This window comes from Mycobacterium sp. 1245852.3 (assembly GCF_001669335.1).
GTDB classification, from domain to species: domain Bacteria; phylum Actinomycetota; class Actinomycetes; order Mycobacteriales; family Mycobacteriaceae; genus Mycobacterium; species Mycobacterium europaeum_A.
This window is the reverse complement of the sequence record NZ_LZLL01000197.1, coordinates 1-11,110: the sequence shown is the minus strand read 5'-3', so window position 1 is coordinate 11,110 and position 11,110 is coordinate 1. Positions and strand designations below refer to the sequence as shown.

At 68.3% G+C, this 11,110-nt stretch carries 9 protein-coding genes; all 9 read right to left on the bottom strand.

Features of this window, described 5'->3' with window-relative positions:
* Positions 1 to 126: 126 nt before the first annotated feature.
* Positions 127 to 3,405, bottom strand: a complete 3,279-nt coding sequence (locus A9W96_RS08995) for an arabinosyltransferase domain-containing protein (protein WP_156765168.1) — start codon at positions 3,403 to 3,405, stop codon at positions 127 to 129.
* A 6-nt stretch (positions 3,406 to 3,411) separates the two neighbouring features.
* Positions 3,412 to 5,433 (bottom strand): galactan 5-O-arabinofuranosyltransferase, encoded by a 2,022-nt coding sequence (locus A9W96_RS08990; RefSeq protein WP_067139096.1) that lies wholly within the window; start codon positions 5,431 to 5,433, stop codon positions 3,412 to 3,414.
* Positions 5,434 to 5,435: 2 nt separating this feature from the next.
* Positions 5,436 to 6,200: a decaprenylphospho-beta-D-erythro-pentofuranosid-2-ulose 2-reductase gene (locus A9W96_RS08985; protein ID WP_066873055.1), complete on the bottom strand. Its 765-nt coding sequence runs from the start codon at positions 6,198 to 6,200 to the stop codon at positions 5,436 to 5,438.
* Positions 6,201 to 7,592, bottom strand: coding sequence for an FAD-binding oxidoreductase (locus A9W96_RS08980; RefSeq protein WP_066876956.1), 1,392 nt, complete (start codon positions 7,590 to 7,592; stop codon positions 6,201 to 6,203).
* A gap of 32 nt (positions 7,593 to 7,624) precedes the next feature.
* Complete coding sequence (locus tag A9W96_RS08975) at positions 7,625 to 7,990, bottom strand: GtrA family protein (RefSeq protein WP_156748758.1); 366 nt, start codon at positions 7,988 to 7,990, stop codon at positions 7,625 to 7,627.
* Between the two features lie 111 nt (positions 7,991 to 8,101).
* Positions 8,102 to 8,581, bottom strand: coding sequence for a GreA/GreB family elongation factor (locus tag A9W96_RS08970; RefSeq protein WP_066873046.1), 480 nt, complete (start codon positions 8,579 to 8,581; stop codon positions 8,102 to 8,104).
* A 105-nt stretch (positions 8,582 to 8,686) separates the two neighbouring features.
* Positions 8,687 to 9,565: a TauD/TfdA family dioxygenase gene (locus tag A9W96_RS08965; RefSeq protein WP_067139093.1), complete on the bottom strand. Its 879-nt coding sequence runs from the start codon at positions 9,563 to 9,565 to the stop codon at positions 8,687 to 8,689.
* Between the two features lie 99 nt (positions 9,566 to 9,664).
* Positions 9,665 to 10,495: an ABC transporter permease gene (locus A9W96_RS08960; protein ID WP_066873040.1), complete on the bottom strand. Its 831-nt coding sequence runs from the start codon at positions 10,493 to 10,495 to the stop codon at positions 9,665 to 9,667.
* Positions 10,492 to 11,110: glycosyltransferase family 2 protein (locus A9W96_RS08955; protein ID WP_197497876.1), on the bottom strand; the 619-nt coding region annotated here is incomplete at its 5' end. The genes A9W96_RS08955 and A9W96_RS08960, both read right to left, overlap by 4 nt.

Below are 11,110 nucleotides of genomic sequence, written 5' to 3'. Positions count from 1 at the left end.
ACGTCACCCGTTTGGTAAGTGACCACGAACCGTAAGTCTAGGCTTACCGACGGCGGGACGGCAAGGGTCGGCCCGCGCGGGCCGTCGCACCCGTGCGGCGAAGCACTCGAGAAAAGCGCCGTGCGCCTAGGTTTTACGCAGCGGTGCCGGGCCCCACAGGCCGCTGCGGGTGGCCGTCCCCAGCAGCAGGTGGGCGGGCTGCGCGTCCGGGTAGTAGGGCGTCAGCCGCTGCAGCGAACCCCAGTCGCGAGACCAGTCGTCCTTGAGGTAGGTGGCCATCGTGGTCGCCTTGACCAACAGCTCGGTCACCCCCAGCGGGCCGCCGCCGTTGTTGTCCATCACCGGCGAGTTGGCCTCGGCGCCGAATCGGTCGGGCAGGATGCGCCATCTCGCCGTCTCGTCGACGCCGTTCTGGTGACCGAACGGTCGCTGGCACGGGAAGGCGAGCCCGACGAGCCAGTCGAGGAACACCGGGTCGGCGGAGCCCACCACGTCCTGCAGCGTGCGCAGCTGCGGAATCCTGGGCGGGGTCAGCGCGATCCAGTGCTGCGGGGCCAAGTCCTCGTCGTCGGCGACCAGCCGGATCTGGGTGGCCGAGCTCGGGATCGCCGACAGTGGCAACCGCAGGTTGCGCCAGGCCGGCGACGCCCCCACGTCGGCGAATTGGAACGAACCGCCGGGGTGTCCGCCGGCCGCCTGATCGTCGGTGGCCCACTGCACCTGGACCTCGCGGGGGTCGAAGCGCCCGGCGGCGCTCACCACCAGCAGCGGGCGCGCCTTGTCGCGCGCCGGCAGTCGATACCAGCTGGACCGCAGGTGCGCGGGAATCTGGATGCCCGAGCGCCAGCTGCCGAGCACCGGCGTGCGGGCGGGATCGAGGTTGAAGGGCAGCTGGGCCGACGAGCCGTTGATGCCCGGTGCCGGGGTGGTGCCGCCCTCGGTGCCGGCCTGGTTGCTGCCGGTCTTCTCCTCGTCGTTGACGAAGCTGCGGTCACCCGGCCGTTCCATCACCGGGTCCGCGCGCACGTCGGCGGGAATTCCGTTGGGCGTGAAGCCTTCCGACAGGCCGGCGCCCAATGCGTCGGCGACCGAAGCGTTCACCGGCGCCAGCATGCCGGCGTTGGGCTCCTGCTCCACCAGCACGTCCTCGGCCAGTCCGCACGACTTCCCGGTCAGCGCTTGCAGATTGGAGCGACCGACCGACCATGCCGGATACTGGTCGGTCATCGCCAGGGTCAGCGAGGCCACCTCGAACACCACCAGGACCCATGTGGCAATTGCCAAGGGGGACTGGATGATTCCGGCCACTCGGGCGCCCAGCCGGGTTCTGGGCGGCCCGTTGTCCGGGGCGACGAAGTGGAACCAGGCGGCCAGCAGCAGCACCGCCGCGGTCAACCCGAGCAGCGCGGTGGCGAAGGCGTAGTGCCAGGCCGGGAACTCGTTGGACCAGGGCACGCCGAAATTCGAGACGTACCACCAGCCGTTGACGCTGGCGAACGACAACGCCACCAGGAACAGCACCACCGCGGCGTACACGGTCCGGTTGCGCCGCGACCGCATCGCCACCGCGGTCACCGCGACCGCGGCCAGCGCGCCCAGCGGTCCGGCCAGCCCGGCGAACACCCCGAAGTGGTGGGTCCATTTGGTGGGGGTGAACATCATCGCGGCGAAGGAGATGATGGTGATGCCGACGATGCGCCGGCTCGGCCCGGCGGCCGTGCCCGGAATCCGGCCCTTGCGCAACGACATTGCCACCGTGACGCCGAGCGCGAGAACCAGCGCCAGTACGGCGAAGCGGCGGGCGACCGACCCGTCCGGGCTGGCCATGAACAGCCGCTCGTAGCGAATGTGTTCGTCGAACCAACTCAGGCTGGGGCCGACCGCCCGCTTGAGCATGCTGGCCTGGATCTCGCCGGTCAGGGTCTGGTCGCGGAAGATCAGGATCGCGGTGACGGTGGCGGCGGCCAGCAGCGGGGCTATCAGCGGCAGCGCACCGAACCGCGTGGAGCGGCGATGCAGGATGGTCCGCAGCGGCCCGATCGCGACCAGCAGCGCGCCGATCGAGGCGATGCCCGTCGGCCCGGAGAACAGGGTCAGCGCGCCGATGATGCAGGCGATCGCCACCGGCAGCAGCCGGCTGGTGGCCACCGCGCGTTCCACCGAGCACCAGGTCAGCAGGATGCCCAGGGCGATGATCGGCTCGGGCCGCAGGCCGTTGTCGAGCGGCAGCCAGACGGCCAGGAACATGCCCGCGGCGGTCCAGGCCGCGGCCCGGTTCTGTTTGACGGCATGACCCAGCCGGGGCATGACCTCGCGGCTGATCACCCACCAGCACGTCAGCGCCATCACCAGGGTGGGCAACCGCATCCAGACGCTGGTGGTGCTCACGTGGGCCCACAGCGCCAGCAGGTCGTAGTACCAGCCGAACGGCGCTTCGGGCGTGCCGAACCAGCGGTAGTAGTTGGCCATGTAACCGGCGTGCTCGGAGACCCGTGCCATGGTCAGGATGTAGCCGTCGTCGGACGTGTTGGCGCCGACGAAATGCCACCACACCAGCACGCCGATCACCAGCGCGTCCAGCCCGCCGATCGACCACCAGCGGGCCGGTAGGAAGCGGCGGTGCCGGGTGCCGTCTGCGGTGTCGAGAATGTGCAGCGCGACCAGGGCGGCGGCGGTCAGCACCAGCCCCAGGATCATCGCGGCCATCTTCAGCGGGGTGGGGCTGCTGCTGTAGCGGGTGTCGATGGTCGCCGAGAAGTGCAGGCCCGACGGCGCCGGTCCGCTCAGGTCGGTGAAGACCCCGACGATCTGCGGCCGGAAGTCGTAGCCGCTTTTCTCGCCGCGCAGCGGCGAGCCGGGATGCTCGGCGTTGGGTCCCTGCGTGAGTCCGACGAATTCGGCCGTGACCTTCTCGGCGTGCGCGGTGAAGGTCAATCGCTGGCAGGCCGGACTGAGCACCTCGCTCAGCGGAGCGGTCACCACCGGGACGTTGCGCACCACCAGCACCAGGTCGTTGTTGGCGCGCACGATCAGCAGGCCCCGGTCGACGGCCTTGGGTGCCTGCTTGGGCACCGTCGACAACAACACCGTCTTGCCGGCGTTGCCGGGTCCGGCCAGTCCGGCGGCGGCGTCACACGGGACGGTGATGTTCAAATCGGTGGCCACGTAGCCGATCAGCGGGGCGTCGACGCTGCCGAAGGTGCCGTTCTGCGGCCAGTTCAGTTGGGCGGTGGTCTGGTTGACCGGGAGCAGCGGGGTGGCGATCGCCAGCAGCACGCCGAGCAGCCCGGCGACGGAGGCAACCAGCCGGGCGATCCGGTGATTCGCTCCCGTGTCGTTCACGGAGCTAGATGCTAGTTCTTCGGCCGTTTGAGGCCCCGTTTGAGGCGTGGTGTCGGTGCTCATCAGCGGTTACGCCCCCGGCTTGCGGATGGCCAGCACGAACGGGCCGACGCTCTGGACGGCGAAACGCGGGCTGTCGAACAGGGCGCCGCGCAGATCGACGGTGTAACGCCGCACGTTGGGCTGGTTGGGGTAGACGTCCTCGGCCAGCCGCAGCGTGTAGTTGCCCGCGGCGCCGCGGCGCATGAGGAAAACCGTGGGCGGGGGCCAGGGGCAGGTGTCCAGGGCATGGAGCAGCTCGTCGGCGGTCTTGAGGTTGGACCACTTGTTGATCTGCGCGGCCCGCAGGTCGAACTGCGCGAGCGGGTTGGCGTAGTGCGAGGTGAGGCCCTGAAATCCCCAGTACGGGTAGAAGGACAGGAAGCTGTAGTCGGCGGTCATCACGACGGTCTGATCGCGCGGCTTGCCGGTCACCTGGGTGATGGCGTGATCGATTGTGGCGTAAAACTTCTCGGCGCTGGGCGGGCGGCGGTCCCCGCGTTGGCCGTGACCGTCGGTGTCGGTGTAGGCGATGGTGAGGTCGGGCCGCAGCACGTCGGGGATGTCCTGGCTGAACGCGATCGCGGCGGCCAGCCCGATCGCGCCGGCCACCGGGGAGACGGCGCGGCCCCAGCCGCGGTCGCGGCCCGCGGCGGCCAGCGCCTGGGCGAGTTCGACGAAGCCGAACGCCCCGGCGGCGACCAGCAGCACGCTCAGGGTCGGCTGCAGCCGGAAGGACAACAGGGTGGTGCGCGCCAGCGTGGTGAGCATCGACAGCAGCGACCACAAATAGATCGCCAGCACGCCGATGGCCAGGGCGCCCGCCCGCACCGACGAACGGGCCCGCACCACCAGCCACAGGGTGCCGATCAGGCAGACGACGCCCAGCAGCGTGAACTGCAGCATCGGGAACGTCAGCTGCGCGCCGTCGGCCGGCAGGTAATGCTGGGCGCTGCCGGTGTTGCTGATCGGGTTGTGCAGTGCCCGCAACACGAACGGCAACCAGGTGGTGCAGGCGATCACGACGGCGATGCCGGCGATGACGGCCGACCGCCGCAGCGGATCGAGGGCGGCCTTGACGCCGCCGCTGTGCCGATTGCGCCGCCAGCGCACGCCGGCCAGCCACAGGGCCATCAGTGCGACCGTGAACGCGGTGAACCCGAACAGCAGCGTGTACCAGGTGGCCGTCCAGCCCAGAAACAGCCCGGCGGCGATCACCGCGCTCCACCCCGCACGACCGGGCGCGTCCGGCTCCGCGCGCACCCCTGCCGCGAGTGTGAAGTTAGTTTCACGCTCGGAATCGACTGTGCAGTTAGTTTCACGCTCGGCGTCAGAAGCGCGGCCAGTCCCGCGCTCACCGGCGCGCAGGCCCGACCAGGTCAGCACCAGCATCGGCGGCAACAGCACGGTGATCATCGCCGAGTACGGCTCGGGCGAGCCGTAGGCCAGCGTCACCGCGGCCGTCGCGGCGGTGACGATCAGCGCGTATTCGAACCGGACCAGGCGCCACCACAGCACCAGCGCGACCGCGACCGCGATGGTGATCGACGTGATGGCCCACGGCTTGAAGATCTCCCACGCCGGTGTGCCGCCGAGCGCGGCGGCGCGCCCGCCGATCCAGAACCAGCCCGGCGGGTAATACGGCGGCAGCCCGAGGTAGGTCATGTCGCGCAGGGCGGGGCTGTCGGCGAGCCGGGTGACGTACTCGGTGCGGAACTGCTGGTCGACGGAGATGCCGAACAGGTACAGCTTGGTCGCCCCCAGCGGCATGCCCAGCGTCACCACGGTGAACGCCGACACGAAGACCAGCCCACCCAACCGGGTCAACCACCGGCCGCGGGGACGGCTGCAGCGCCGCCACGCCCAGCCGACGGCGACCAGCCCGGCCAGGCAGCCGACCTGCCCGACGGTGGTCAGGGCGTGCAGTTGGTTGGAGGACGGGAACGCCGGCCATTGCACCCGGGAGATGGCGATCAGCGAGACCACCGCGACGGCTACCGCGACCAGCGCCGCCAAGGCCATCTGGCCGAGGGTGGCCAGCGCGTTGCGCATGATCAAATGGGAAGCTTGCGGAAGATGGGACGCGGGACGTGTCGCAACACCATCATCACATAGCGGAATGCTGCTGGTGCCCAAACCAATTCCTTACCTTTGGCGGCCGCAGTCACCGCGAGGTTGGCGACGTATTCCTTATCGACGGTGAGCGGGGCTTCCTTGACGTGCGCGCTCATCCGGGTACGCACCTGGCCGGGCCGGATCACCAGCACGCGAACCCCGTACTCACGCAACGCCTCTCCGAGCCCCAAATAGAATCCGTCCAACCCGGCCTTGGTGGAGCCGTAGACGAAGTTGGACCGCCGCACCCGCTCACCGGCGGCCGAGCTCATCGCGATGATCTGCCCGAAGCCCTGGGCGCGCATTTTCTCACCGAGCAGCACGCCCACCGAAACCGCTGCGGTGTAGTTGATTTCGGCGGCCAGCACCGCTTTCTGCTGGTTCTGCCACAACTCCTCGGCGTCACCGAGAATGCCGAAGGCGACGATCGCGACATCTATATCTCCGTTGGCGAAGGCCGCCTCGATCATCTTCGGGTGGGTGTCGGGGTCGGTGGCCTCGAAGTCGATCAGCTCGACCGAGCGCGCACCGGCGGCCTTCATCTGGGCCACCGCGGCGTCCCGGGCCGGATCATTGGGCATGGCAGCCAGGACAATTCGCGCGTGCGCGTTCTGCAGGTAGCGTTCGCAGATGGCCAGGCCGATCTCGGAGGTACCGCCGAGCAGCAGGATGGTCTGCGGATTACCTACGGCATCGAGCACCATTTACAGCAGCTCCAAACGTCGGGCCATGTCGGAGGCGAACACCCGCAGGGGGTCGGCCTTGCGGCGTATCGCGATCCATTCGTCGATGCGCGGATACATGGCGTGGAAGGTTTCTGCGCTCACCCGGGAATCCTTGGCGGTGTATACCCTTCCGCCGAATTCCAGGACGCGCCGGTCGAGTTCGTTGAGGAACTCATTGATCCCCGGCTTGTTGGGGAAGTCCATGGCGACGTTCCAGCCGGCCATCGGGAAACTCAGCGGCGCGCGGTTGCCCGGGCCGAAGAGCTTGAACACGTTGAGCGCCGAGTAGTGCCCGCTGGTCTGGATCCAGCGGATGATGGCCTTGAATTCGTCCATCGCGTCCGGCGGAACCAGGAATTGGTGTTGGGCGAAACCCCTTGGGCCGTAAGCATTATTCCAGCCGCTGACCAGGTCAAGCATGTGGTAGAACTGCGACAGGTTCTGGATCTTGCCGCTGTAGGTTCCGCCCAGCCGGTAATACACCTCGCCGATCGCCATGAACGACAGCTTGTTCATGGCGCTGACGGGAAACACGTCCGGCACCGTCAACAGCTGCGGCGCATCGAATTTCAGCGGGTTCTTGGCCAGCTTCTTGGGTAGCTGGTCCAGCTTGGCCAGGCTGCCCCGGCTGACCGCGGCGCGGCCCAGCTTCGGTGGCGGGCTGATCAGGTCGAACCAGGCGCTGGAGTAGGTGTAGTTGGCTTCGCTGCCGTCGAGGTGAACGGCGACCGTCTCGTCGAGGTCCTTGGTGGCGATGCCGTCGGCGATGAAATATGCCGTCTCCGTCGGAGTCATGGCGATGGTGGCGCGCAGCACGATCCCGGTCAGGCCGTTGCCTCCGACGGTCGCCCAGAACAGGTCCGCGTCCTCGCCGTCGGGGGTGATGGCGCGGACGGTGCCGTCGGCCATGAGCAGGTCCATCGAGCGGACGTGGTTACCGAAGCTGCCCGCGCTGTGGTGGTTCTTGCCGTGGATGTCGCAGGCGATCGCGCCGCCGACGGTGACCTGACGGGTTCCCGGCAGCACCGGGACCCAGAGCCCGAACGGCAGCGCGGCCTTCATCAACTGGTCCAGGCTGACCCCGGCGTCGACGTCGACCAGCCGGGTGTCGGCGCTGATCGAGTGGATGCGGTTGAGCCCGGTCATGTCGATCACCAGGCCGCCGCCGTTTTGGGCGTTGTCGCCGTAGGAGCGGCCCAGGCCGCGGGCGATCACGCCCCGGCCCTTGGGATCGTCCGAGTCGGCCACCCGGGCTACGGCCTTCGCGATCACCTCGGGATCGCGGGTGGAGAGCACCTGGGCCACCGACGGCGCGGTGCGCCCGAAGCCCATCAACTGGGCGGGCTTGGTCACGGGATCGGTGCTCGACATCGTCAAAGAGGGTACCGCCTGCCGATGGCGGCTCAGCGGATGCGGAAGATTACGGCCCGCTGCACCACGAAGTTGATCACCGTCGCGGTGCCCTGGGCGATCACGAATGCGACCAGCGGCGCCCACCCCCGGTAGTGCAGCAACGCCAGGCACAGGTGGTTGAGCCCGACCTGGACCGCGAACGTGACGGCGTAGAGAACCATGACGGCGACGAACCGGGCGGTACTGGGGTTCGCCTGGAAGGTCCAGCGGCGGTTGATCAGGTAGGCGGTGATGGTGCCGACGATGAAGCTGGTGGCCTTGGACAGGTCGACCTGGACGCCCAGGACCTTCCACAGCAGCAGGTAGAGCCCGAAGTCCACGATTCCCGCCAGGCCACCGGTGACGACGAACCGGATGACCTGCGTGGTCAGGGGCAAGCCCGGGCGCACGTCCTCGGACGCGGAATCGGGCAGCGGGGCAACCATCGAGGGGAGTCTACGGGGCCGCCGGGCTTTTCTTGGCGAGCGTCAGCGGGGCAGCTTGACCGAGATCAACTCGACCTGGTTCTCGCCCTGCGGCGTCGAATAGGTGACCGTGTCGCCGGGTTTGCGGCCGGCCAGGGCCTGGGCCAGCGGACTGCGCGCGGTCAACGTCTCGCCCTCCCCGCCGACGGGAGTCTCCTCGACGATGGAGATCACCTGCATCGTGACCACTTCACCGTCGGCGAACCGCAGCGTCACCTCGGTGCCGCCGGGCAGCGTCTCCGACGCGTCGGTGTCCGACGGCCCGGCCCGTAGGCGCCGGTCCAATTCGGAGATCCGGTCGGTGAGCACCACCAGTTCCTCCGCGCGCTGGATCGCCTCGGCCGCGTCACCGTGGTCGCCCACCATCCCGCGGTCGTTCTTGACCTCGGCCTCGAGGCGCTCGCGCCGTTGCCGTAGCCGGTCCAGCTCCGCTTCGAGGTTGTTCCGCGCGGCGTCCGCTGCCGATGGGACCTTTTTGCTCACGTCGGTGGACCTTTCGACCGGTTGCTCAGGTGGCGTTTCAGTGTGACACCACGACGGGGCCCCCGCCACCACCTAGAACGGCGGCGTGGCCGTCGAAGTGGCATGTCACCGGCGCCTCGGCGGACGCATCGCGTCGAGCCCGTCCCCGGCCGTCGCGGCAATCGTGCTCCGCACCATGTGGCGCGGCTCGCGCGCCGGCCACGGTCGGCCCCGGTGCATGATCGCACGGTTGTCCCACATCACCACGTCGCCCTTGCGCCACGCGTGCAGGTAACTCGCCTCGGGGGCGGTCGCCGCCTGGGTCAGCTCGGCCAGCAGCTCCTGCGCCGCTGTCCGCTCCATGCCCTCGATCGCGAAAGTGTGCGAGGCCATGTACAACGCCTTGCGGCCGTTAACTGGATTCGTCCAGACGAGACGCCAACACTGCGGTGGCAGCGCCGCCCGTTCAACGGGACCGACAAGGTCCGGCGCGATCTTGGCGCGCGAAAAGGCGTACTCGTGCCAGGCGAAGGAGTTCTCCAGCTGCCGTTGCAGCGCCGGATCGAGGCGCTCGAACGCAAGCCGGGTCGAGACGTACTCGGTCTCGCCTCCCCGTGCAGGAACGATGCGCGACGACAGCACCGAAGCCAGCGCCGGCACCCGCTTGAACGAACTGTCGGTGTGCCACAGCTGGTTCGCCTTGTTTTCGAGAGCAAGCCGGTGATCCTCGGGCACCACGTTGCCCTCTTCGTCGAGGGTCTTGAGCACCACGAGGTTGCTGCCGGCGCCCACCGACCCCGGCTTGGTGACCTCGAGCGGGCCGAACCGGCGCGAGAAGGCAAGTTGCGCTTCATCGGTGACGTCCTGGTCACGAAGGACCAGAACCGAATGCTCCTCGAACGCCGCGCGCACCACCGCGTATACGGCGTCGGCGGAAGCAATCTCGTGGATCGTCACTCCACGCAATTCGGCGGCAAAGCCCGGGCCCAACGGGACGATGTCCATCGCGCGCCCTCCATCGTTCATCTGAGCACGAATGTCCACCCAAAAAGGGTCCCCGGCAACCCAGCCAGCATGGGAGTTCGAGCGACAGCACCCCAGCGGCTACACCCAGTACGGCACCCGGGCGCGATATTGGCGCATCGCGAACGCGGCCAGCAGCCAGCCGACGGCGGTCAGCACCAGCACCACGGCCCAGTGCCGCAGTTCCTGATGCGAGCCCAGCAGCGGGGCGCGCACGATGTCGAGGTAGTGCAGCAGGGGGTTGAGTTCGACGATCTTCGACCAGCGCCCGGCGCCCTGCTGCCGCAGGGTGTCGTCGTTCCAGATGATCGGCGTCATGAAGAACAGCAGCTGCACGATCGAAAACAGCAACGGGCCGATGTCGCGGTAGCGGGTGGCCAGGATGCCGAAACACAGCGACACCCAGATGCAGTTCAGCACGATCAGCGCCAGCGCGGGGAGCACCGAAAGGTCGGCCCACGACCAGGGTTTGGGGAAGATCATCGCGATGACGACGTAGATGACGATGTTGTGCGCGAACAGGATCATCTGCCGCCACACCAGCCGGTAGACGTGCACGCTCAGCGGCGTGGGCAACTGCTTGATCAGACCCTCGTTGGCGACGAAGACGTCGGCGCCTTCCAGGATGGCGGCGTTGATCAGGTTCCAGATGATCAGCCCCAGCGTGACGTACGGCAGATGCACCGACAGCTCGAGATGAAACAGCTTGGAGTACAAGCCGCCCATCGCGACGGCGGTGGTACCGGTCGCGATGGTGATCCAGAACGGCCCCAGCACCGAACGCCGGTAGCGCTGCTTGATGTCCTGCCAGCCCAGGTGCAACCACAGCTCATGACGGCGGAAGCCGTCGACGAGATCGCTGCGGGCGCGGGTAAAGGTGCGCGACTGTGCCGCCGCGTCGACGAAAGTCACTGCGTTCCTTCCGGTTTCCCGAACCGCTCGCGACGCCCCAAGCGCCGCAACCGGATCCACTCGGCCAGTCCCCGCGGGTCGCGACGGCTCACCAGGAAGAACCAGCCGAACCGAACCCACTCCTGCACCACCAGCTTGCGCAGGCCGGGCTGCGACAGCAGGTAGCCGCGGTTGCGGTAGGTGTAAAACCGCTTGGTGGGGTTGTCGGGATATTGGGTGTGCATCCGGCCGCCCAGGATCGGCCGGAACTCATCGGATCCGCAGGGATGCAGGTAGACGGTGTCCAGGCAGGTCCCGAACGGCAGGCCGGATCGCACCAGCCGGCGGTGCAGTTCCACCTCGTCGCCGCGGATGAACAGCCGCAGATCCGGGACACCGACGGCGTCCAGGGTGGCGGCCCGAAACAACGCGCCGTTGAACAGCGACGCGATCCCGGGCAGCAGGTCCTGGCCCGCCTCGGTGCGTAATTCGCTTGTGCGCCTGCGCCATACCAGACCGCGACGCAACGGGAACGCCAGCCGCTCCGGGTCGGCCATGTTGCACACCATCGGCGACACCTCGGCCAGGCCGTACTTCTCGGCACACGCCAGCAGGGTGGCCAGCACGCCCGTATCC

What these genes read in the sequence shown, in the direction of transcription:
- A9W96_RS08965 (WP_067139093.1), bottom strand. Translation starts at nt 9,565, where the DNA reads ATGGACATCGTCCCGTTGGGCCCGGGCTTTGCCGCCGAATTGCGTGGA.
- A9W96_RS08985 (WP_066873055.1), bottom strand. Translation starts at nt 6,200, where the DNA reads ATGGTGCTCGATGCCGTAGGTAATCCGCAGACCATCCTGCTGCTCGGC.
- A9W96_RS08990 (WP_067139096.1), bottom strand. Translation starts at nt 5,433, where the DNA reads ATGCGCAACGCGCTGGCCACCCTCGGCCAGATGGCCTTGGCGGCGCTG.
- A9W96_RS08980 (WP_066876956.1), bottom strand. Translation starts at nt 7,592, where the DNA reads ATGTCGAGCACCGATCCCGTGACCAAGCCCGCCCAGTTGATGGGCTTC.
- A9W96_RS08995 (WP_156765168.1), bottom strand. Translation starts at nt 3,405, where the DNA reads ATGAGCACCGACACCACGCCTCAAACGGGGCCTCAAACGGCCGAAGAA.